The sequence below is a fragment of the Paracoccus aurantiacus genome, from assembly GCF_007993065.1.
Lineage (GTDB): Bacteria > Pseudomonadota > Alphaproteobacteria > Rhodobacterales > Rhodobacteraceae > Paracoccus > Paracoccus aurantiacus.
Genome location: NZ_VOPL01000007.1, coordinates 101,818 through 122,949 on the forward strand (window position 1 = coordinate 101,818; position 21,132 = coordinate 122,949).

The window sequence follows — 21,132 nt, forward strand, 5'->3', positions numbered from 1 at the left end:
GCCGTCGAAAAATGAACGTCTGTGTGTCCGCTTTGGGCCGACCTTGCCTGACAACCACGAGCTGCGCGGCGCAATGGTGCCACAGCGCCGCATGTCCGGTCAGAGCCCAATCTACCGAATGATGCGTAAGGCTCGAACGGAAGCATAGCGCTCCTGAAGCTGTGATTGTTGATCGTAAAACCGCAACGCCGCCCGATGATCGGACGGCGTCGACTCACAAATTAAACCAACCAACGTATCAGTTCGCAATATCCTTTGCTCTTGAGCGGCGGAGAAATGGCGACAGGTAGGGCCACAAGATACTGAGCAGGGCCAAGGCAAGCAACACCCCCGAAACAGGCCGGATCAGGAACAGTTCCAGCCCGTTATCGGCATAGGTGATGCCTCTCCTCAGGTTCAACTCCAGCATCGGGCCGAGGATGAAGGCCAGGATAAAGGGGCCGACCGGAAGCCGGCAGTGGTCCATGATCAGGCCAAGCGCCGCAAAGCCGAGCAAAAGCAGATAGTTGAAGGCCGTGCTGGAACCGACGAAGACGCCGACGAAGCCCAGAACGACAACTGCCGGATAAAGATAGTGATAGGGGATCTTCAGAATCGCCGGGAACAGCCGCATCCCGAAATATTGCAGCAGCAGCACCAGCACTGCCGAAATCAGTGCAGTCAGGAACAGGGCATAGACGATACCGGGATTGTTGGTAAACAGAAGCGGTCCGGCCTGGATACCGTGGATCATCAACCCACCCAGCAGGATCGCCGTTGTGCCGTCCCCCGGAATACCAAGCGCCACCATAGGGATCAACGAGCCGCCGACAGAGGCATTGTTCGACGTTTCCGAGGCAAATACCCCATCAATGATCCCTTCGCCGAATTTCTCGGGCGTGCGAGAGGCGGATTTCGCCTGCGCATAGGCGACCATATTCGACAGGCCGGATCCCATGCCGGGCAGGAAGCCAATCCAAAGACCAATGAAGAACGACCGGATGATGTTCCAGGCATTGTCCCGATATTCGCGCAGGCTGACGCCAAAGCCCCGGATATCCGTCATGTCGACCTCGGGCACCTGCTGTTGTCCCCGCGCATAGTCCGCGACGACCTGCTTCAGCGCGAACAGGCCCAGCATCAGCGCAACAAGATCCAGACCGCTGCCAAGATAGATACTGCCGAAGGTAAAGCGTGCGTAACCGTCGATCGGCGCGAAGCCGACGGTGCTGAGCAGCAGGCCAAGTGCGGCCGAGGCCATGCCCAGGAACACGCTGCCCTTCGACAGCGCCGCAACCAGCGAGATTGCGCAGAAGCCAAGCGAGAAATACTCCCATGGTCCCAGCTTCAGGGCGAGCTTGGCAAGCATGGGGCTGAGGAACATGGCAACAGTGATCGACAGAACGGTGCCGAGGAACGAGGCGGTAATCCCCGCGCCAAGTGCCTTTACCGCCTGTCCGTTGCGCGTCATCGGATAGCCGTCAAAACAGGTGGCAATGGATGAGGGCGATCCCGGTATCCCCAGCAGGATCGAACCGATCAGCCCACCAGATACGCCGCCGATCCAGATCGAGACCAGCATGGCCAGCCCGACTTCCGATGGCATGCCGAATGTCACGGGCAGAAGCAACGCCACCCCAAGGCCGCCAGACAGGCCCGGGATAGCACCAAGGATGATCCCGATCGTCGTCGACACCAGAATGATCAGGAAAGTAAGCGGTTGCAGAAGTGTCAGGAATGTATCCAGCATCTCACGACCCTCAGAACAGGAAGCCCTGGGGCAGGAACGTCCCCAGCATCGTCTTGAAGACAAGGTGCACGCCTAGCGTCAGCAGCAGGGCATAAATCGCGCCGCGCATCAGGCTGCGTTTCTCGGGCCCCGCAATAGCCCAGTAAAGCGCGAAACCGCCGATGAAAGTCGCCGCATGGAACCCCACCAGCCACAGGCCGAGCGCATAGCCGACCAGCAAGCCGGCCATTGTCAGGCCACGCCGCCATTCTGTGGCGGGAATGGCTGGTGTCACCCGGTTGCTTTTCCGCAGCAAAAGACCAAGCCCGCAGATAATCAGAATGGCGCAAGCCATCATCGGAAACAGCTTCGGGCCGGGATCGTTGTTGAATGTGCGTACGCTGATCTGCGCGGCGCTGATCACCCCGCCCGCACCGAGCACCAGCAAGGCGGCGCCCAATGGCTTGTCGGTATTCATCCTGTCTCCTCCCTTCTGCGAAAATGCGCTCTGCCTATTGCGAAAGGCCGAGCGCTTCGGCCAGTTTGGCGATCTTCGCGTCCTCCTCGGCCACGAAGGCCTGAGTGGCCGCGACATCATAGGCGGTAAAGGCGCTGTCGGCAGCGGCCAGACGTTCCTGAACGGTCGGATCGTCCGCCATGCCGGCCACGGCCTCGTTGATGGCCTGCACTGTCGGCTCGGGGATGCCTGCCGGCCCCCAGATCACCAGTGGAGCCAGCCAGGTGATGTCGACGCCCTGGCTCTGGCAGGTTTCGTATTCGGGATAGTCGGGATCGGGCTGAGGGTCGATCATGCAAAGAACGCGCATCTGACCGGATTCTTCAAACTGCTGGGCCGAACCCGCGCCGAGATTGCCGATGTCGATGTGACCACCCTGAACGCCGGCAACCTTGTCGACTTCGGCCGAGGCCTCGACCAGTCGCAGGTCGATTCCCTCGGCCTCCATAAGTGCGCCAGCAATGAAATGGGTGGTCCCACCAAGAGACACGCCGACCGTGCGTTGGCCGGGATTGGCGCGGGCATCCTCGACGAAGTCGCGCAGGGTCTGCCAAGGTGCATTGGCACCAACCGCAAAAACCTGCGGCGGATAGCTTTGTGCAACGGCAACATTGGTGAACTCGCCAACCTGATGATCATATTTGCCCGTATGCGCGTTCACCATGAGGCCCGAGTGATAGAACAGCAGCGTCTGACCGTCGGGATCAGCATTGCGAACCTGCTCGAACGCGACGGTGCCGCTGCCGCCCGGCTGGTTGATGACGGCGACGGGCGTGTCCAGCTTCTGCTGCAGATAATCGGCGACGATGCGGCCCATGATATCGGTGCCGCCGCCGGGACGTGACGGGATCACCAGTTCGATGGTGCCATTCGGCCAGTCCTGCGCCATGGCCGACAAAGGCAATATGCAAACTGCAAGTGCTGCCATGCTGCATTTACGGATGTTCATGATTTCTCCTCCCCGGAGTTTCAGGCGGCAACGCGGTCGCGAAGCCAATCAACAAGCACGCGCCGCGCCTCCAGATGGCGGGCCTGTCCCGCGATCAGGAATCCGTGGTCGCAATCGTGGAACTGCCGGACGGTCACATCGACGCCCGCCAGGACCAACTGCCCGGCATAGCGCTGCGCCTCGAACCGCAGCGGGTCCAGACCTGCCGTCAGAATGAAGGCGGGCGGCTGGCCGGCCAGTTCGGATGCATCGGCCAGAACCGGCGATAGCAGTGGATCGGTCAGGTTCGCCGGGTCCGAGGCGTAAAGCGCATTGAACGCACGCAACCGTTCCGCCGGGAAAATGCTATGCGGCTCCAGCTTTTCCTCTGCTGGTGTGACGCCGTCCAGAAACGGATAGTCCATGAACTGACCGCGCAGCGCGAATTGCCCCGAACGGCTTGCCATCAGGCAAACGGCGGCGGTTAAATTCCCGCCCGCGCTGTGCCCGCCCAGCACGATCCGCGCGGGATCGACGCCAAGCGCGCCCGCCTGTCGAAACGCCCAGACCGTGATGTCGTGACATTCGTGCAGCGCGGTTGGAAACGGAAATTCCGGCGCGAGGCGATAGTCGACATCCAGCACCACGGCGCCCAATTGACTGGCTAAATGCGCGCAGAACACCGTGTCGCGGCGCTGATAGCCGCGCACGAAGCCGCCACCGTGTATATTGATGACCATCGGTCGCAACCCGCCCGCCGCTCCTTTCGGCGTTACCTTCAGGACGCGCGCATCACCGACACGGGTTGGAACAGCCAGTTCCTCGACCTCGACCAGATCAAGGTCAGCCTCCATCTCGGGGGTCAGTCGTGTTTCCACCAGCGATCCGGTGCGCAGCCGGACGGCCGCCGCCGCGCGTTCATCTGCATTCCAGTCAAATTCGTCCTTCATGCCGCGGCCTCCATCAATTTGCGAACCTGTGCGATCCGGCCATCGATCAATTGCGTCCACATGGCGGGATCGTGGAACGGATTGTGACCGGGGCTGATCTGATCGACCTTGCCCATCATCTCGACCTGTTTCGGATGCGATCCCAAGGCAATATCGACCGGGAATTTTCGCATCTTCAGCAGCGAGTTCAGGAAATCATCCCGGATCGACACCGGCTGGCCAGAGCTTGCCAGCGCCTCATCAGACAGTGTGTTCAGCCCCACACCGCCATGCATCCCGCATAGCAGCATCTCGCCATTCTCGCCCTCGGTTTCAAAGAAGAACGAGGTCGTGCCGGGCGTGTGTCCGGGCGACAGCACAGTGCGAATACGGCGCTGCCCGATCTCGACCGGCTTGTCATCGTCATAGAAAGCATCTGGTGTGAAGCTGCCGAAGGGGTAGCCTTCGGTGAAGATCTGATCGGGCCGATCGTTCATGAATTGCCAGTCCTCGCGGCTCATCAGAACTTGCGCGCCGGTATGTTCGATCAGCACCCGCACCCCGCCGATATGGTCGTAATGCATGTGAGAGATCAGGATCTTTTTCACATCCAGCGGATCGAAGCCCAGCTTGCGGATGTTTTCCAGCACCAGATAGACCTGCGGCTGCATGGTCGTGTCGATCAGCGCAAGCCCGTCATCCGACGCCAGCAGATAGGCGCCGACCCAGTTGTTGCCGACGTAATACGTGTCTCGGGCAACCTGGAAAGGTTCGGTCGCTACTTCCCAAGGACGCTCGCAGCCTTGGCACAGGCATTCATACGGATCGGTTGGCAGCGGGGGCAGTTCGCGTTGCATGGCGAGATCACCTTCTGAATGGATGCAAGGGGCAGGCCGGAACCGCGACCGGTGCCGGAAGTCGTCAAAATGCGGAACGATTGGGCCTATTTCAGTCCGAGCATCACCGCAGTTTCGCTGATGCGCGTATCGGTATCCGTAAGCTGCTTGGACATATCGGCCTCGGCCAGGGGCATGACCGGCATTCCCATCGTGTTCAGCTGCTCGGTCACCGGGGCCTCACCCGCGGCCGCCGTAACCGCGTCATGGATGGCGGTGACAAGTGCCGGGTCCATACCCTTCGGGCCAAGAACCAGGAAGTCAAAGCCGAAGATCGCGCTCGAGAAGCCCTGTTCGGCCACAGATGCAACATCGGGCATAATCGGATCCCGTTCGGCATTCCCGCCGATTGTGCCCAGCACCTTCAGCGCGCCGGTATCGACATATTGCTTGGTGCCCGAGGCGTTGACGAGGGCCGCGTCGATCTGCTTGCCCTGAAGCTGAACCAGCTTGTCAGAATCGCTGCCGGCCTCGACAAAGCGGAACTTTGCGCCACTGTCCTTTTCCAGCAGCCCACCCATGAAATGGGTAGAGCCGCGAAGCTGAACGCCGAGGCTGATCTTTTCGGGTTCTGCCTTCGCGGCATCGACGAGGTCCTGAACGCTGCTATAAGGCGCATCCGCAGGCACGGCGAGCGCGTAGGTGCCGCCTACCGACATGACTGCCACGGGCGTGAATTCCTGCAGAGGATCGTTGGGATAGGCGCCGGTGTGATAGGACGTCATAAGCCCCGTATGGAAGAACAGCAGGGCCTGGCCATTTGGATCGGCATTTCGAACCTGTTCGGCCGCGACCGCACCACCGCCACCCGGCGCGTTGACGACGACGAAAGGCGCGCCCTGCGCTTTCTGCAAAGCGTCAGCCAGGATCCGCGCCACAGCGTCGGTCCCGCCGCCCGGGCTGGCCGGAACGTAAAACTGGACGGGGCCATTCGGCCAATCCTCGGCGGCCTGCGCCGGTGTGGCAACAACTGGCGCCACCAGCATCGCCGCTGACACAAGGAACGCACCGATCATGCGGCGGCGGGTGAATGCAGAGCAGTTTACAAGAGCCATGAAATTTCCTCCCAGAACTTCATTGATTGCAGGTTAGGCTCGGTGTGGCATAATGAACAAATAAGAAATGCCCGGTTCACATAAGCAGAGCTTTTACCTTGGCAACCGACGCGCTGACCCTTTTGAAACGGCTGACGACACGAGGGCGCATCCGCCATATGCAGGCCCTTATCGTTCTGGACGACAAGCGCAGCATGAGCCGTGCGGCCGAAGCGATGGGCATGACCCAACCCGGCATGACCCAACTGGTTAACGAGTTGGAGCAACTATTGGATACGGTGCTGTTCCTGCGCCATGCCCGCGGTGTCGCGCCGACGGTTGCCGCGCAGGCATTGTTGCCCGTCGCACGCCGGATCATATCTGCCTCAGAGCATGGGGCCGAGGTTATCGCCTCGCACAATCGGCGTGATGGCGGACTGGTCCGCATCGCTGCAACTGTCGCCGCGCAGGGTTCGATGCTGCCGCCCATTTTGCCGGCCTTCGTCGAGGACCATCCAGACATCCAGTTGCAGATCGAAGACGTAATCGGACAGACGCTGGATGCATCTTTCAGTGGCGATGTCTTCGATCTCGTTTGTTGCCGCAAGCAGACGGTGGTTCCGGACGAATGGGTGTGGCAAGTCTGCCGCGATGACGTTCTCGCCGTTATCTGTGGCGCATCGCATCCGATGGCAGCTGCCGGGAGGGCAGATATGGATCAACTCGCGGATCAACACTGGCTGCTCAACCATGTCTCCAGCCTGGCCCGGCACCATTTCGACGACCTGGCGCGCAAAGCGGGATGGCAGTCGATCCGCTCGGTTCAGGTCATCAGCCGCATCCCCCTTCTGGTCCGGGTCATGCTGGGTTCCAGCCGCACCGTCTCGCTTCTGCCCGAAAGCGCGGTCGAGCCATGGCTTGCCTCGGGCGAAATGGTCCGTTTGGACAGTCCCATGACGCTGCCACTTGAGCCGTTGGGCTATTACTGGCGGCCAGAGAATGCCGGTCAAGCAACCCGGACGCTGGCCAAAAGATTGACCGAGTCAGGCAATTTCCCACAGGCCAAGGAGATATGAACGATGAGCAACGATCTTTTCGAGAATACGCCCCACCCTGGTCTTCACTTTCGCCTCGCTCTCGAATTGCTCGTCGATGTTTCAGACAAGCGCGACCTCGGGTGGGGGCCGCTTGGACAGAGATTCATTGTCCCGATAACCGGGGGCGTCTTCAGAGGAGGGCCGGGGTTCGAGACGCTCAAGGGCATGGTCCTGCCGGGTGGCGCTGATCGCCAGCTTGTCCGCCCCGATGGGATAAAGGAATTGGACGCGCTCTACGAGCTGCGAACCGAAGACGGCGACGAACTGACGGTACGGAACCGCGTCCTGATTGATGAATCGCGGGCAGGCCAGCGTTATGCGCTGTCTCGCGTGTCGCTATCGGCACCGTCAGTACCTTGGGGATACCTGAACAGCCGCCTTTTCCTTGGAACACTGCAGTCGGCGCGTCCGACCCGAAATGCGGTAATTGTGCGATGCTGGGAAGTCGATGATCGTGAGTTCCACCTTCGGGGGAGTGGCTCGTAGCGCGATCCGACGAGGCCATTGTCAGCTCCTGCTTGCGTCTTGAGGCCATTTCGCGTTTGCCGCGAACGACCGCCTCGCCTCTTACTGACAGAGGTCAAATGTCGCGAAGTGCAGGCTGCGGCCATTCGGGCGGTCGTCGCAGATGTCCGCTTTGTCCCGCATTGCTGACCTTGGCCTGCCAGGTCAAGCTGCACAATGCCGCCGATGGCCGGTTTAGGGAAGCTGCACCGCAGCGAGGCCCAGCCCGGCGAATGTCCGGAGAGGGCCGGAGGTGCGAAGTGAACACTCCGCAGACTGACGGCATCGTCAGATTTAGGCTGGGCAAAATTCTGCATGGTTCTGCTATCCGCAAAGCGCTCGAGCACGGTGCCACAAATTTTTAAACATATGCCCAGCAGGGGCGGGCAGCGCTGCGATAGTTGCGGTCTCCGCGCTGCCCGCCTTTGCTTCACCTTTCCTCATCACGATCCCGCCGCACTGTTCGAGGGGATGATGTCACTAGCTATGCTCGGCACTGTCGAATTTCGCCGCCCAGAGGTGTCGGTTGTCACTGCCAGCGAGTGATGATTTCTGTGTCAATTTGCATTGTTGTGTTTCCTCCATCCTTCGATCAAGATCTGCGCCTCGCGGAGACTGTAGAATACCTCGCGATCCAGCCACTCGTCGCGGAACCGGGCGTTGAAGCTTTCGCAGTAGCCGTTCTCCCAGGGTGAGCCGGGTTCGATATAGGCCGTCTTTGCCCCGACCGCCGCTATCCAGTTCCGGACGGCCTGACCGCGCATGATTATATCCAGATGCGTCTGGGTGCGAACTTCGGTAAGAAGTGATCTGCCGTCAGCACTCCTGAGGGTTACTTTCGATCCGGAAAAGAGTTGGCCGTTCGCGGCCAGTTCACTCCGGGCGATGGTAGCCGATCGTGGATATGTGGCGAGATAACCGAATCCGATTATCGGTCATTGGCGCATGACGGCTTCGCTGGACCGTTTCTGCTGCGACGCTACCAACGTTCGGTTATCTCCATACCCGATTCTTCAATTGCTGAAACGAACAGGTTCCTAGGCGATAGCGCCGGCCATTACACTTGGAGCGATTGCAAGCCACGTTAAGCCGGCTCCTCTGCGGACCGTGACATTTCCTGGCATTGCCGAGGTATTTCTGACCATAGATCAGCAATTCGCCCTTTCGCAGGATTGCCTGCGCCAAAGGATCGCGGCTGCTTCGCTGCGGCGAAATGGATCAGGATGCATCCGCACCACTTGCCGGTCTGCTTCCTGAGCACGTTGCCGACGGCTCGCCTGTTTGTCGCTAGGCTTTCGCCAGCAGTTTCCGGCATGCCCGAGCGACGCGGCCAAGGACCGGGGCATCGCCTTCGGAGGCAGAGAGAGCCGTCATGGGAACTTCGGCGCTCAGCGGGATGTCGGGTGGAAGGCTGTCAATAAACGCTGTCAGTGCGATCTCACCCTCGCCCGGTGGAAGGCGTTCGTCGCGGGCGGTGTGAAGCAACTCGGTTTCGGTATAGGCTGATCTGACCGGGGCGTCGGCCAGATGCGCGAAGGGAAGGCGTGCGGGCGGGATGTCATGCAGCATTTCCAGCGATGACCCCGAGCGGTCGAAATGCAGGCTGTCGGCAAGGATGCCAACGCGCTCGCCCGCCGCCTGAACCACGCGAAATGCGGCGGCAAGGTCGCGGACGACGGTCCAGGGAAAGAATTCCAGCACGATGCTCAGCCCGCGGCCGGCGGCAAGTGCATCCATCGCGCCGAGATTGTCTGCCAGTCGCGAAAGATCGGGATCGTAGGGCGCGCAGATCACGTGGCGCGCGCCCAGTTCAGCGCCCGCATCAAGAAATGCGCAAAGGCGGGCGGGATCGGTGGCGGGTTCGATCTTGACGAACTCGATATCGCCGACGCGCATCCCTGTCTCGGCCAGAGCGCGTTTTGTCTCGGCCATCATCGCGGCATTCTTCATCAGCGGATAGCCGGGGCTCGTCTGCGTCACGCGCAGCAGGCGCAGACCGACGTGATCGAAACCTGCGGCTGCGGCAGCTTCGATAAAGTCAGGCGGCGCAAGGTTGATCGCGGTCAGATGGGCCACGCCCAGTTTACGTTTCATCGCGGCGCTCCGCTGCGTCGCGCCCGGCGATGAACCCGAAGGTAAGGGCCGGGCCGATATTGATGCCACCTGCCGGGTAGAAACCGCCCATCACGCTGGCCATGTCGGCACCTGCGGCATAAAGCCCCGCAATCGCCTTGCCGTCACTGTCCAGCACGCGCGCGCGCCCATCAGTGCGAAGGCCCGCAAAGGTTCCAAAGCTGCCCGGCACAACCTTGACCGCGTAAAATGGCGCGGTCCGGATGGGCGCGAGGCATGGGTTCGGTCGCTGGTCCGGGTCGCCCTGAAGGCGCATATAGGCCGTTGTTCCGCGCCCGAAATCGGGGTCCTCCCCCCGCCTCGCGCCGTCATTGTAACGGGCGACTGTCTTTTCAAGCTGGTCTGGCGCGATGCCGCATTTGCGGGCAAGGGCCGGGAGATCGCGGCCCGTTTTCAGGTAGCCAGAGCGCAGCCAGGGCCGGATCGGAAGGGGTGCTGGGCGCACGATGCCAAGCCCGTATCGGCGCAGGAAGCGATGATCGCAGATCAGCCACGAGGCGACCTCGTCCTGTGGCGGCACTGCCTGCAGCATGGCGCGGACATAGTCGTAATAGCCCAGCCCTTCGTTGCAGAAGCGGTGGCCGCTGGCCAGAACGCCGATCACCCCCGGCTTGCCGCGGTCGATGATGTGCGGGAACACACCGGCCTTTCCGTCCGGCCATGTCACGCGCGAAACCGGGCACAGTGCCGCGGGCGAGGCAAGGTCAAGCGCCTGCGTCCCACCCACCGCCTCGCCCAGCCGAAGGCCGTCGCCGGTGGCTTCTGGCACGGCAAGCGTATGGTGGTTGCCGGGTCGGGGGAAAGTTGCGTCGCGCCGCGTCAGGTCATGCGGATAGCCGCCACAGGCCAGCACGACCCCGTGTCGTGCGCGAATGCGCTGGCTTTTTCCATCCGCGGTCACGACCGCGCCGACCACCCGACCTGCGCTGGAAATCAGGGATTCGAGGCTGTGGCGGGGGCGCAAATCGACCCCGCAATCCAGCGCGGATCTGAGAAGGCGCGCAATCAGCGCGCTGCCATTGCGAAGCTGCATGGCGCGTCCGTGCCGCGCCAGATCCCAGACATGGCGGCCAAGCCTTCTGGCAACATGAAGCGCCGCACGCGGCGACCGGGTTGCGGTCATGAAGGCACGAAGATCGGGACCGGCCTGAATGGTCAGGCCACGGAATGTCGTCTCGGGCATCGGGTTACGAAGCAGCGCGATATGCGGACCAAGCGCGCGCCCGTCATAGGGCCTGGCAATGACCGAGCGCCCGCCCGTCCCGGCCCCCGGAAGATCCGAATAGGTATCGGGGATTTTCAGCCCGGCATCGAATTGCAAAGCAGTTTCGCTGTCGAAGAAGCCCACCATCTCGGGCGCGGCGCGCAGGAAGGCATCTGCAAGTTCGGGGTTGAAACTGTTGCCAAGGACGCTTTGCAGATAGCGTCGCGGCCCGCCGTCTTCGACGTTGATGCCGTGGCGCCGGGCGACCGGATTGCCGGGCGCCCAGATCCAGCCGCCGGACCACGAGGTCGTGCCGCCAAGCGTCGTCGCCTTGTCACACAGAATGACCGACAGACCGCGATGCGCGGCGGTGACGGCCGCCGCAAGCCCAGCAGCGCCGGAACCCGCGACCAGAAGGTCGCAGGTGTCTGCCCATTCGCCGCTATCGGCTTCGGTCGCTGGCTGTTGATCCGTCGTCATGCGCACATGATCCCGACACAGGTGCTATAACGTCAAATGCTTCTGTGTATGATCGCGTAACATCAGGTTAACGCGATGAGGAGCGCGCAGATGCCGGAAATCACCCTGAGGCAAGTCGAGGTCATTCGCGCGGTGATGATGACAGGCACGATCAGCGGTGCGGCCGAGATGCTGCATGTCTCGGCCCCCGGCATCAGCCGTCTTGTGAAGCATACCGAAGAATCGCTTGGCATCAGGCTGTTCGAGCGGAAGGCAGGCCTGTTCGTCCCCTCGGTCGAGGCCGCGCGCGTCTTCGAACAGATCCGCGAGGTTTATCGCGGCGTGGAGAACCTTCAGACCGCCATGGACGCGCTGCAAAAGGGCGAGGACGTGCGGCTTGCCTTCGCGGCCGCGCCTTCGGTCGCGCAATTCGTTGCGGCGCGAGCGCTGCGTCGCGTTCGCACCCGCTATGCGGACCTGTTCATCGACCTCAACATCCTCAAGATCGAGGAAACCGTTGACTATTTGTTGCTGGAGCGTGGCGAATTTGTCGTCATGAGCTCTGCGGTGCAGAACGAGGCGATCGAGAACGAACAGATTGCCGAGGGGCGGCTTGTCGTGATCCTGCCCGAGGGGCACGGCCTTGCGCAGAAGCCGGTGATCTCGGTGCGCGATCTGGCCGAGGAAGATGTGATCGGGGTCGATCCCGACGACCCCTATGGCGCGATGCTGGCCGATCCTTTCGTGCAGGCGGGGCTTCCGGTTCGTCACGCGATGCGCGGGCGATTTGCGCAGACGGTTGTCAGCCTCGTGCGGCATGGTCTTGGGGTGGCACTGATCGACGAATTTTCCGTGGCCGAAGTCTATATGCCCGGCCTCGTCCGGCGTCCCCTGGCCGAAGACGCGCGTATCAGAACCTTTGTTGCGCGCAAGAAGGGGCGGGTCCTGTCGGGGTTTGCGGAATACACGATTCAGCAGTTCCGGCGTGAACTGGCGCGCGCGGTCGAGACAGGGCCGTCCTTACTTCTGAAATAACATCATGTTAAAGAAGCGACGTTATCTATATTTGACGTTACGACATTTCCGGCCGACACTCTGACCCATTCGCCGCCGCTGTTCTCAGCCGGTGGACATCAAATCGGGGAGGAGACCCATGAAGAAGATACTGAGCGGCGCGCTTGGCGCGCTTCTGATCTGCGCGAGCGCAGCCGTTGCCGAATATCCTGAAAAAGAAATTCAGGGCATTATTCAATGGGGTGCCGGTGGTTCGACCGATACCGTGATGCGGTCTGTCACACCCCATGCTGAAGAAGTTCTGGGCGGCAAGGTCGTCATGCAGAACGTCACCGGCGGTGCGGGTGCGATCGGTCTGAACCAGGTCGCGGCATCGAATCCCGACGGCTATACCCTGCTGATGGGCGCGGAAAACCCGCTGCTCTATAAGGTGATGGGCCTTGGCGACAAGGACTATTCGGACTTCACCCCGATCAATATCCTTGCCCGCGGCACTGCCGTGCTGGTCGCCAATCCCGACGCGCCTTTCGATGATTATGCGGGGATGATGGAATATATCCGCGCCAATCCGGGGCAGGTCCGCTTCGGCTCGACCGGGCCGGGTGGCCTGCCGTCGGTCGTAACCTCGATGATCCAGTCGGTCGAGGGTGAGCTGGATGTCATCACCGTGCCTTACGACGGCGACGGCCCGGCGCTGACCGCGCTTCAGGGCGGTGCCATTGACGTGATGCCTGCGGTTGTCGGCGCTGCCGTCGAATTCATTCGCGGCGGCAAGATGAAACCGCTGGCGGTGATTGATACCGAAGCCAGCGAAAGCCTGCCCGACGTGCCAACCATCACCTCGTTCAACGAAGGCTATGCGGAACATCTGCCCTGGGGTCCGTTCTTCGGTGTCTTCGTGCCCAAGGGAACGCCTGACGACGTGGTCGCCAAGCTGACCGAGGCCTATGCCGCAGGTGCCGAAAATGCCGATTTCGTCAAGCTGATGGATGATCGCGGCTTTACCATGATGAGCATTTCCGGCGCCGAGGCCGAGGAATTCCTGAACAACTGGCAGCAGGGCACCGCCTGGCTGCTGCAGGATGCGGGCCTGACCAAAGCCTCGCCCGAGGAATTCGGGATCGAACGGCCCGCCGAGTAAGACCACCGAAACCTGCCGGGGCATCCAGGATGGCCCGGCAGCCCTTGTCTCTGCGACGCACTGCGCCTGTTCTATTTCGAACGCGCAAGGGAGGACCCTATGCCACAGACTGACACCCACACCATTATTGACCCTGAACACCATGACGGCACGTCCGACGCGACGCCGGGTGGCGAGCCGACGCAGCGCCGTCCGGGCGAGCTTGCATTCGGGGCGTTTCTGCTGATCGGCAGTCTCGCGCTGCTCTGGAATGCCTACGGCATTGCCGGTTTCGAAGCGCTGTCATCGCCGGGCGCTATTCCGATGGCGACCAGCTTTGTCATGGTCGTGACAGCGGCGCTGGTCCTGCTTCGGACTTCGCGGCTTCCGCCTGACCGGACCGAGACGATATCGCGCGATATTCTGCCGCCGGTGGTGCTGATCTTTGCTGCGCTGCTGATCGGCTATGGGGTGCTGCTGCGCCCGCTTGGCTTCCTGCCGACCTCGCTTCTGTTCCTTGTGATCTCGATCAAGCTTCTGTCGCGGCGTAGCTGGGCCTGGGTTCTGATGATCTCGGTCGTCTGCCTTGTCGTGATCTGGCTGATCTTCCGGATCGTGTTCACGGTCCTCATGCCGCCCGGCATCGTCCCCGAGGCAGAGTTCATCCAGTTCTTCCGCAACATGATCGGTGGGGGGGCGTCCTGATGCAGGCATTCATGGATTTCATGACCATCTTCACCCAGCCGCAACTGCTGCTGCTGGTCGGTCTGGGCACCTTTGCGGGTGTCTATGTCGGCGCTATTCCGGGCCTTTCGGTGACCATGGCGGTGTCGATCCTGATCTCGTTCACCTTTGCCTGGGACGTACTGCCGGCCCTGTCGCTGATGATCGGCATCTATATGGGCGGCGTTTATGGCGGGTCGCGCACGGCGATCCTGCTGAACATTCCCGGCGCGCCGTCGGCAATTGCGACAGCCCTTGACGGCTATCCGATGGCGCAGCGGGGCGAGGCTGGAACGGCGATCGGTGTGACCACAGTGATGTCATTCCTTGGCGGTTTCATCGGCATCGCCGTGTTGGCGCTGGCGGCGCCGTTCGTGTCGGACTTCGCGCTCAGCTTTCAGCCCCGCGACTACATGCTGCTGGCCGTGCTGGGCATCCTTCTGGTCGGCTCGCTAAGCCAGGGCAGTCTGGTAAAGGGCATCTTCGCTGGTGCGCTGGGTATCGCCATTGGCGCGGTCGGCCGTGACCCGCTGACCTTTTCCGAGCGTTTCACATTCGATCTGACCATCATGCAAAGCGGCATTTCCTTCATCGCCGTGATGATCGGCATGTTCGGCGTGTCCGAGGCGCTGGCGCAGCTGCACCATGTCGACAAGGAAGCCGTGCGCCAGAAAATCGACCGGATCGTGCCGTCCTGGGCGACCGTGAAGAAGCATCTGCCGCTCAGCCTGCAGACATCGACCATCGGCGTTGTCATTGGCGCGCTGCCGGGCACGGGCGGCGATATTGCGGCGCTGATGGCCTATGACCATGCCAAGCGGGTGACAAAGAATCCTGAACGCCCGTTCGGTGATGGGGCGATCGAAGGGCTGGTCGCGCCCGAAACCGCGAATAACGCGGCTGTGGGCGGGGCCTTCATCCCGATGATGACGCTTGGCATTCCGGGTGATGCGGTGACGGCGATCATGATCGGCGCGCTGTTCATCCACGGGCTGAACCCCGGTCCGATGCTGATGGTCGAACAGCCGAACATGTTCTGGTTCATCGTTGGCGCGCTGGTGACGGCCAACTTCTTCATGCTGCTGTTCGGGCTGACCGGCATCCGGCTGTTCACCAAGATCGTGGAAATGCCGCGCAGCGTGCTGATCCCGATGATCATGCTGCTGTCCATTGTCGGTGCCTATGCGGTCAACAACTCGATCACCGATGTCTATTGGATGCTGGCCTTCGGCCTGTTCGGCTATTTCATGCGCCATTACGGCTATCCCTTGGGACCGGTCATTCTGGGCGTGATCCTGTCGCGTTTGCTGGATGATAACTGGAGGCGCGCGATCATTTCCGAACGCGAGGATCTGGGCGCTTTCTTCATGGGCATCTTCACCAGCCCGCTTTCGCTGGTGCTGTTCCTGGCGGTGATCTTCATCTTCGTCAGCCAGACACCGGCCTGGGCCTGGTTCAAGGGCCGCGTGTTCGGGCGTCGGGCGGCCTGATGCCGGACCGCGTTCGCATTGCAGTTGCCGGGGCCGGCCTGATCGGCCTTCGGCATATCGACGCGACTTCGCAATGCGCCTCGGCAGTCAAACATGGCAGTCGTCGAAGCGGTTGCGAGCGAATTCATGCCTCGCAAGGCAGAAAGGACGACCATATGACGCAGGCGCTGCATCTTGGCCTGATCGGCGACAATATCCTGCGATCCCGCTCGCCGCTACTGCACCGGCTGGCAGGGGAACAGAACGGTGTCGAGGTCACCTATGACCGGCTGATTCCCAGGGATCTGGGCAAGGACTTCGACAGCGTTTTCGAAACCGCCGCTGCATCGGGATATCGGGGCGTGAATGTCACCTATCCCTATAAGGAACTGGCGGCCAAGAAGGTGTCTATGGACGACCCGCTGGTGCGCGCCATCGGTGCCGTCAACACCGTGCTGTTCGACAAAGGCGGTCCGAAGGGGCTGAACACCGATTACAGCGGCTTCATTGCCGCTTATCGTAATCTGAGGGGCGATGTCGCGCCGGGTGTCTCGTGCCTGATCGGCACGGGTGGGGTTGGTCGGGCGCTGGCATTCGGGCTTCTGGCGCTTGGCGCAAGCGAGATCCGGTTGGTTGACCGCGACGGCGCGAAGGCAGAAGCCCTTGCGGCCGACCTTCAGGCGGTCCGCGATGCACCCCCCGTCTGCGTCTCGACCGATCCGGTTGCGGCTGCAGAGGGCGCGGCGGGTCTGCTGAACGGCACCCCGCTCGGGATGGTCGGGCACGCGGGCACGCCGCTGCCTGCAAGCGCGATTGAGGGCGCGAAATGGGCGTTCGATGCCGTCTATACCCCGCCGATGACGCAGTTTCTGTCGGACGCGACGGCGGCGGGATTGCAGGTGATCTCGGGCGAGGAGCTGTTTTTCTATCAGGGCGTCCACGCATGGGGTCACTTCGCGGGGATGCCGCTGGACGAGGCGCGGCTGCGCGCTGACCTGCTCAACGCCGCCGAGGCGGCATGAGACAAGCGCGTCCTCAGCGTGCCAGCCACCCACCATCCACATTCAGCACCGCGCCGGTGATGTAGCGCGCGGCAGGCGAACACAGGAAAGCTGCTGTGCCGCCGATATCTTCCGGGTTGCCCCAGCGACCGGCCGGAATGCGTTCGAGAATCTGACGCGAACGCTCGGGATCGTCGCGCAGCGCCTCGGTGTTGTTGGTGGCGATATAACCGGGCGCGATGGCGTTCACGGTGATGCCATGCGGCGCCCATTCATTGGCCAGCAGCTTGGTGATGCCCGCCACGCCGTGCTTGCTTGCGGTATAGCCGGGGACGCGGATGCCGCCCTGAAAGGACAGAAGCGAGGCGATGTTGACGATCGCACCTTCGCGACCCCGCGCGATCAGTTCCTTGCCGAAGGCCTGACAGGTGAAGAACACGGCCTTCAGGTTCGTGTCGATCACTGCATCCCAGTCGGCTTCGGAATGGCTGACGGCATCCTCGCGCCGGATGATGCCCGCGTTATTGACCAGCAGCGTATAGCCGGCATCGGCAAACACGCCCTTCGCGGCCAGCGGATCGGCAAAGTCGATCAGCAGATCTTCCGCCTGCCCGCCCGCATCGGTGATCGCGGCGATGGTCTCGGATGACGAGCGCCGCCCGGCGCAGGTGACACGCGCGCCCTGCGCAGCAAGGGCGACTGCAATTGCCTGCCCGATCCCGGTATTTGCGCCAGTTACCAGCGCGCGCTGTCCTTCCAGCGAAAACAGACCCGACATCAGCGCATGTCCTTCGGCTGAATGAACTCCATATCGGTGTAATCGACATTGTCGCCCGCCATGGCCCAGATGAAGGTATATTCGCCGATCCCCGCGCCCGAATGGATAGACCAGGGGGGCGAGATCGCGCCCTGTTCGTTCCCGATGAACAGGTGGCGCGATTCCTGCGGCTGGCCCATCAGGTGCAGAACGCGGGCATCGTCATCCATGCCCCAATACAGATACGCTTCCATCCGCCGGTCGTGGATATGGCTCGGGACGGTGTTCCAGACCGAGCCGTCCTCCAGCGAGGTATAGCCGAGGATCAACTGGCAGCTTTCCATCACCTGCGGGTGGATGAACTGCTTGATCGTCCGCTTGTTCGATGTTTCGGCGGCACCCATCTTCACCTCGACACAGTCAGCCAGTGTAACCAGCCGCGACGGATAGGTGTGATGCGCAGGGCAGGAGGTGATGTAAAACCGCCCCTGACCGCCAAATGTGACCGCACCCGTTCCTTTGCCCAGATACAGCACATCGCCGCGATTCATGGCATAGGTCTCGCCACCCGCCTCGACCGTGCCGGCATCGCCGATATTGACGATGCCCATTTCGCGCCGGTCAAGGAAGCTGGGCGTCTTCGTCTCGTCAACCTTGTCCAGCGTCAGGCTGCCGCCCGCAGGCACTGCGCCGCCCATGACGAAGCGGTCGTAATGGGTGTAGATCAGCCGGATCTCGCCATCCGCGAACAGGTTCTGCGCCAGAAAATTCTTGCGCAGGGCGGCGGTATCCATCGACTTGGCATGTTCGGGGTGAACGGCCTGGCGGGTTTCAACGGTAAGCATGCAAACTCCTTCTGGACTGCGCTGCAGCGCGACGGCCACCTTTCGCGGCGGCATGGCTTTGGCGGGACAGTAGGTGACGATCATGCGCGTGGCAAACGGCGCGCGTCAGCTCCACCCGATTTCGGCCAGAAAAATATATCCAGCGCCATAGATGGTCTTGATAAGTTGCGGGTTTTTCGGGTCTTCGCCCAGCTTGCTGCGCAGCCGGGAAATGCGCACATCCATCGCGCGGTCAAAGCTTTCCCCGCCTGCGCCGCCAAGAATTTCCAGCATCTGCGCCCGAGAGATGAGCCGCCGCGGGTTGTCGAGAAACATACGCAGCACCTCGGCTTCGGCATGGCTCATCGGCGTTTCCGCCCCGTCCGGAGAGATCAGCGCATATTGGTCGAAATCCGCCGTCCATCCGGCAAATGAGGCGCGATTGCGCTGATCGGCGCGTGTCTGTGCGGGCGGGCGGCGCAGGCGGGCACGCAGGCGGGCAATCAGCTCTGCCGGTTCAAACGGCTTGATGATGTAATCGTCTGCCCCAAGCTCCAGCCCGGTGACGCGATCCTGCACCTGCGTGCGCCCCGAGACGATGATGATCGCAGCCCCCGATTCCGTCGCGAGCCGATGGACCAGAGCCAGCCCGTCACGGTCCGGCAGCCCAAGATCGACAAGGCAGGCATCGGGGGTGATATGACGCAGCGCGGCCTCGAATTCGGTGGCGCGCGCGAAGCACTGGGTCCGGAAGCCCGCAGCCTCCAGGGTTTCGGACATGATGCGTCGGATGCCCGGCTCGTCTTCAAGGATCGCGATCAGCGGTTTATCAGTCATCAAGCACCTGCGTCAGGATGTCCGCCAGATCGGCGGCAGAAAACGGTTTGGTCAGGATCGGTCCCGGCGCACCGGCGCGCAGGGGGTCGCCTGGGGGCAGCGCGGTCATCAGGATAAGCGGCGGCCCGTCAGCCCGCGCAAGCGCGCTGCCCAGCCCGTCGCCAAGCTGCATGTCCGACAGGATCAGCGTCAGGCCGGGCAGATCCGCCAGACGCTTTGCCTCGTCCAACGATCCTGCCTCGATCACCGAATGACCAAGCCCGGTCAGCATCCTGCGCAGGACTTCGCGCAGATTGTCGTTGTCTTCGGCCAGCAGGATCATCTGCGGATGGACAGGGCGCAGCGGCAGGCGCAGACGCAGCCGCGCACCGGGACCGTCAGGCCTGTTCGACAGATGCAGCGTGCCGCCCGCAAGCCGCGCCTGATCGAAGACCATGGCCAGCCCCAGTCCCGAACCCTGTCCTTGCTTCGTCGAAAAGAATGGCTCTGTCCCGCGCTTCATGGCCTCGGGCGTGAAGCCGGGGCCTGTATCCGTCACCTCGATATGCAGCCACGGCTCTGCCGCGCGCGCAACGACCGTAATCGTGCCGCCTGCAGGCCCCATGGCGTCGCGCGCATTCAGGATCAGGTTCAGAAGCGAATCCTGAATATGGCCGGGGTCGAGCATCAGAAGCGTGTCGGGCAGGTCCATGTCGAGCGACAGCGTGATATTGTCGCCAAGCGTCGGGCGCGCCATCGCGGTCAGGTCGCGCAGCAGAACCTCCAGCCGCACGGGCTGGCGGTCGTTGCCACGCGGCGCTGCGATCTGTCCGATCCGATCCAGCAATTCCACCCCGCGACGCGCCGCGGCCAGCGTCCCGGCCACATCGCGAAGCGCATCCTCGGGCAGTTGGCTGCGTGACAGACGGTCCTGCAGCCCGAGAATGACGGTCAGCAGGTTGCCGAAATCATGCGCCAGTCCTGAGGTGATCTTCGCCGCCAGCTCCCGGCGAGAGGCATGCGTCAGCGCCTCGCGCACCTCGACCTCGGCGGTGACATCCGTTGACAGAACGAACACCCCGTTTCCGTTGCGATCCGGCGTCAGCGCGCTGCGGATGCGGCGACCGGATTCGGGATGCGTAATCTCGCAGACCTGGCTGCGCCCCGCATAGGCGAGATCAAGATGCGGCCCGATCACGGCATAGGTTTCGGGGCCGAGCGCCTGTTCGGCGGTCAGGCCAAGGATGTCGGCGCGCGTGCCGGGAAATACTTTCGGCAATTGCCGATTGGAAAAGACATATCGCCGCGCGCGGTCGAGATGGGCGATATGGGCAGGCACCATTTCCGTGACCTGCCGCGTTCGCGCCTGCGTTTCTGTCACAACGCGCTTCGCCTCCTGAAGCGCCGTGATCGTCGCGGCAAGTTCGCGGTTCGCGGCAGCCAGCCGTTCGGCATTCTGCAGCACCTGCCCGGAAAGTTCTTCGGACCGGGCGCGCAGAAGCGCTTCCTGCTGCTTGGTTTCGGTGATGTCGGTATAGACCGCGACCCAGCCGCCCTGCGAAAGCGGCGCACCTTCAACCGCGACCCAGCGGCCATCCGCGCGTTCCCGTTCCATGTAATGCGGCTGGAAGGCGCGGGCCTGCTCGACCCGGATGCGCACGGCCTCATCCGGGTCGTCCTGCGGGCCATATTCGCCGCGCAACACAAGATAGCGGATCGTGTCTTCGAAATAAGTGCCAGGCCGGATCAGGTTGTCAGGCAGATCGAACATGGTCTGATACTGGCGATTTACCACGCAAAGCCGCAGATCGGCATCGAAGATCGACAGCGCCTGTCCGATCAGGTTCAGGCCGGACTGCATGAGCGCCGCGCGGGAATCGGTCGTAATTTCCTGCATTTCGTCATCTCCCCCGACGGTTGGTTAGCACCGCGATCGCGCATCGCAAAGCCTGTAAGAATTCGTTAGATTCCTGACAAACTGCCGCAAGAGTCCCCGGCA

The 21,132-nt window shown here is 62.2% G+C and carries 19 protein-coding genes and 1 pseudogene; 7 read left to right on the forward strand and 13 right to left on the reverse strand.

What is annotated here, in order from left to right; translation table 11 throughout:
- Positions 1-238: 238 nt before the first annotated feature.
- From FQV27_RS15375 to FQV27_RS15400, 6 genes are all read right to left on the reverse strand, one after another.
- Complete coding sequence (locus FQV27_RS15375; protein WP_147100205.1) at positions 239-1,729, reverse strand: tripartite tricarboxylate transporter permease; 1,491 nt, start codon at positions 1,727-1,729, stop codon at positions 239-241.
- A 10-nt stretch (positions 1,730-1,739) separates the two neighbouring features.
- Positions 1,740-2,186, reverse strand: a complete 447-nt coding sequence (locus FQV27_RS15380) for a tripartite tricarboxylate transporter TctB family protein (RefSeq protein WP_186827324.1) — start codon at positions 2,184-2,186, stop codon at positions 1,740-1,742.
- Positions 2,187-2,220: 34 nt separating this feature from the next.
- Positions 2,221-3,174 (reverse strand): Bug family tripartite tricarboxylate transporter substrate binding protein, encoded by a 954-nt coding sequence (locus FQV27_RS15385; protein ID WP_147100209.1) that lies wholly within the window; start codon positions 3,172-3,174, stop codon positions 2,221-2,223.
- Positions 3,175-3,194: 20 nt separating this feature from the next.
- Positions 3,195-4,103: an alpha/beta hydrolase gene (locus FQV27_RS15390; RefSeq protein ID WP_147100211.1), complete on the reverse strand. Its 909-nt coding sequence runs from the start codon at positions 4,101-4,103 to the stop codon at positions 3,195-3,197.
- Positions 4,100-4,939, reverse strand: a complete 840-nt coding sequence (locus FQV27_RS15395) for an MBL fold metallo-hydrolase (protein WP_147100213.1) — start codon at positions 4,937-4,939, stop codon at positions 4,100-4,102. Before FQV27_RS15395 ends, FQV27_RS15390 begins: the two co-directional genes overlap by 4 nt.
- Positions 4,940-5,025: 86 nt before the next feature.
- Positions 5,026-6,033 (reverse strand): Bug family tripartite tricarboxylate transporter substrate binding protein, encoded by a 1,008-nt coding sequence (locus FQV27_RS15400; RefSeq protein WP_147100215.1) that lies wholly within the window; start codon positions 6,031-6,033, stop codon positions 5,026-5,028.
- Between the two features lie 98 nt (positions 6,034-6,131).
- Here FQV27_RS15400 and FQV27_RS15405 point away from each other — a divergent pair, with 98 nt between their 5' ends.
- The gene (locus tag FQV27_RS15405; RefSeq protein WP_147100217.1) at positions 6,132-7,088 is read left to right on the forward strand and encodes a LysR family transcriptional regulator; all 957 of its coding nucleotides are present in this window, start codon (positions 6,132-6,134) and stop codon (positions 7,086-7,088) included.
- A 3-nt stretch (positions 7,089-7,091) separates the two neighbouring features.
- Positions 7,092-7,595 carry a DUF3237 family protein gene (locus FQV27_RS15410; RefSeq protein WP_147100219.1) on the forward strand — a complete coding sequence of 168 codons (504 nt, stop codon included), beginning with the start codon at positions 7,092-7,094 and terminating at the stop codon, positions 7,593-7,595.
- A 584-nt stretch (positions 7,596-8,179) separates the two neighbouring features.
- Here the strand turns inward: FQV27_RS15410 and FQV27_RS15415 are convergent.
- The 3 genes and pseudogenes from FQV27_RS15415 to FQV27_RS15425 form a co-directional block, all read right to left on the reverse strand.
- Positions 8,180-8,368, reverse strand: a pseudogene (locus FQV27_RS15415) (integrase core domain-containing protein); the annotation flags it as partial.
- 532 nt (positions 8,369-8,900) lie between these two features.
- Positions 8,901-9,707 carry a sugar phosphate isomerase/epimerase family protein gene (locus FQV27_RS15420; protein ID WP_147100224.1) on the reverse strand — a complete coding sequence of 269 codons (807 nt, stop codon included), beginning with the start codon at positions 9,705-9,707 and terminating at the stop codon, positions 8,901-8,903.
- The gene (locus FQV27_RS15425; protein ID WP_147100227.1) at positions 9,697-11,430 is read right to left on the reverse strand and encodes an FAD-dependent oxidoreductase; all 1,734 of its coding nucleotides are present in this window, start codon (positions 11,428-11,430) and stop codon (positions 9,697-9,699) included. The genes FQV27_RS15420 and FQV27_RS15425 overlap by 11 nt, the downstream gene beginning before the upstream one ends.
- Before the next feature lie 90 nt (positions 11,431-11,520).
- Between FQV27_RS15425 and FQV27_RS15430 the strand changes: the two genes are divergently transcribed.
- The 5 genes from FQV27_RS15430 (at position 11,521) to FQV27_RS15450 (ending at position 16,757) form a co-directional block, all read left to right on the forward strand.
- Positions 11,521-12,444, forward strand: a complete 924-nt coding sequence (locus FQV27_RS15430) for a LysR substrate-binding domain-containing protein (RefSeq protein ID WP_147100229.1) — start codon at positions 11,521-11,523, stop codon at positions 12,442-12,444.
- A 118-nt stretch (positions 12,445-12,562) separates the two neighbouring features.
- Positions 12,563-13,564 (forward strand): Bug family tripartite tricarboxylate transporter substrate binding protein, encoded by a 1,002-nt coding sequence (locus FQV27_RS15435; protein WP_147100233.1) that lies wholly within the window; start codon positions 12,563-12,565, stop codon positions 13,562-13,564.
- A 99-nt stretch (positions 13,565-13,663) separates the two neighbouring features.
- On the forward strand, positions 13,664-14,248 hold the full coding sequence (locus FQV27_RS15440; protein ID WP_147100236.1) for a tripartite tricarboxylate transporter TctB family protein: 585 nt from the start codon (positions 13,664-13,666) through the stop codon (positions 14,246-14,248).
- 11 nt (positions 14,249-14,259) lie between these two features.
- Positions 14,260-15,756 (forward strand): tripartite tricarboxylate transporter permease, encoded by a 1,497-nt coding sequence (locus FQV27_RS15445; RefSeq protein ID WP_377768743.1) that lies wholly within the window; start codon positions 14,260-14,262, stop codon positions 15,754-15,756.
- Between the two features lie 155 nt (positions 15,757-15,911).
- The gene (locus FQV27_RS15450) at positions 15,912-16,757 is read left to right on the forward strand and encodes a shikimate dehydrogenase family protein (protein WP_147100241.1); all 846 of its coding nucleotides are present in this window, start codon (positions 15,912-15,914) and stop codon (positions 16,755-16,757) included.
- A gap of 13 nt (positions 16,758-16,770) precedes the next feature.
- Here the strand turns inward: FQV27_RS15450 and kduD are convergent, their stop codons facing one another.
- From kduD to FQV27_RS15470, 4 genes are all read right to left on the reverse strand, one after another.
- Entirely contained in the window at positions 16,771-17,514 is a 744-nt protein-coding gene (gene kduD / locus FQV27_RS15455; RefSeq protein WP_147100244.1) for a 2-dehydro-3-deoxy-D-gluconate 5-dehydrogenase KduD, read from the reverse strand.
- On the reverse strand, positions 17,514-18,338 hold the full coding sequence (gene kduI / locus FQV27_RS15460; RefSeq protein WP_147100246.1) for a 5-dehydro-4-deoxy-D-glucuronate isomerase: 825 nt from the start codon (positions 18,336-18,338) through the stop codon (positions 17,514-17,516). The genes kduD and kduI overlap by 1 nt, the downstream gene beginning before the upstream one ends.
- 105 nt (positions 18,339-18,443) lie before the next feature.
- On the reverse strand, positions 18,444-19,154 hold the full coding sequence (locus FQV27_RS15465) for a response regulator transcription factor (protein WP_147100249.1): 711 nt from the start codon (positions 19,152-19,154) through the stop codon (positions 18,444-18,446).
- A complete protein-coding gene (locus FQV27_RS15470; protein ID WP_147100251.1) occupies positions 19,147-21,030 on the reverse strand; it encodes a hybrid sensor histidine kinase/response regulator in 1,884 nt (627 codons plus the stop codon). The genes FQV27_RS15465 and FQV27_RS15470 overlap by 8 nt, the downstream gene beginning before the upstream one ends.
- Positions 21,031-21,132: the final 102 nt, after the last annotated feature.

Coding starts and splice junctions, on each gene's coding strand:
- FQV27_RS15375 (WP_147100205.1), bottom strand. CDS start 1,729: ATGCTGGATACATTCCTGACACTTCTGCAACCGCTTACTTTCCTGATC.
- FQV27_RS15380 (WP_186827324.1), bottom strand. CDS start 2,186: ATGAATACCGACAAGCCATTGGGCGCCGCCTTGCTGGTGCTCGGTGCG.
- FQV27_RS15385 (WP_147100209.1), bottom strand. CDS start 3,174: ATGAACATCCGTAAATGCAGCATGGCAGCACTTGCAGTTTGCATATTG.
- FQV27_RS15390 (WP_147100211.1), bottom strand. CDS start 4,103: ATGAAGGACGAATTTGACTGGAATGCAGATGAACGCGCGGCGGCGGCC.
- FQV27_RS15395 (WP_147100213.1), bottom strand. CDS start 4,939: ATGCAACGCGAACTGCCCCCGCTGCCAACCGATCCGTATGAATGCCTG.
- FQV27_RS15400 (WP_147100215.1), bottom strand. CDS start 6,033: ATGGCTCTTGTAAACTGCTCTGCATTCACCCGCCGCCGCATGATCGGT.
- FQV27_RS15410 (WP_147100219.1), top strand. CDS start 7,092: ATGAGCAACGATCTTTTCGAGAATACGCCCCACCCTGGTCTTCACTTT.
- FQV27_RS15420 (WP_147100224.1), bottom strand. CDS start 9,707: ATGAAACGTAAACTGGGCGTGGCCCATCTGACCGCGATCAACCTTGCG.
- FQV27_RS15425 (WP_147100227.1), bottom strand. CDS start 11,430: ATGACGACGGATCAACAGCCAGCGACCGAAGCCGATAGCGGCGAATGG.
- FQV27_RS15430 (WP_147100229.1), top strand. CDS start 11,521: ATGCCGGAAATCACCCTGAGGCAAGTCGAGGTCATTCGCGCGGTGATG.
- FQV27_RS15435 (WP_147100233.1), top strand. CDS start 12,563: ATGAAGAAGATACTGAGCGGCGCGCTTGGCGCGCTTCTGATCTGCGCG.
- FQV27_RS15440 (WP_147100236.1), top strand. CDS start 13,664: ATGCCACAGACTGACACCCACACCATTATTGACCCTGAACACCATGAC.
- FQV27_RS15445 (WP_377768743.1), top strand. CDS start 14,260: ATGGATTTCATGACCATCTTCACCCAGCCGCAACTGCTGCTGCTGGTC.
- FQV27_RS15450 (WP_147100241.1), top strand. CDS start 15,912: ATGACGCAGGCGCTGCATCTTGGCCTGATCGGCGACAATATCCTGCGA.
- kduD (WP_147100244.1), bottom strand. CDS start 17,514: ATGTCGGGTCTGTTTTCGCTGGAAGGACAGCGCGCGCTGGTAACTGGC.
- kduI (WP_147100246.1), bottom strand. CDS start 18,338: ATGCTTACCGTTGAAACCCGCCAGGCCGTTCACCCCGAACATGCCAAG.
- FQV27_RS15465 (WP_147100249.1), bottom strand. CDS start 19,154: ATGACTGATAAACCGCTGATCGCGATCCTTGAAGACGAGCCGGGCATC.
- FQV27_RS15470 (WP_147100251.1), bottom strand. CDS start 21,030: ATGCAGGAAATTACGACCGATTCCCGCGCGGCGCTCATGCAGTCCGGC.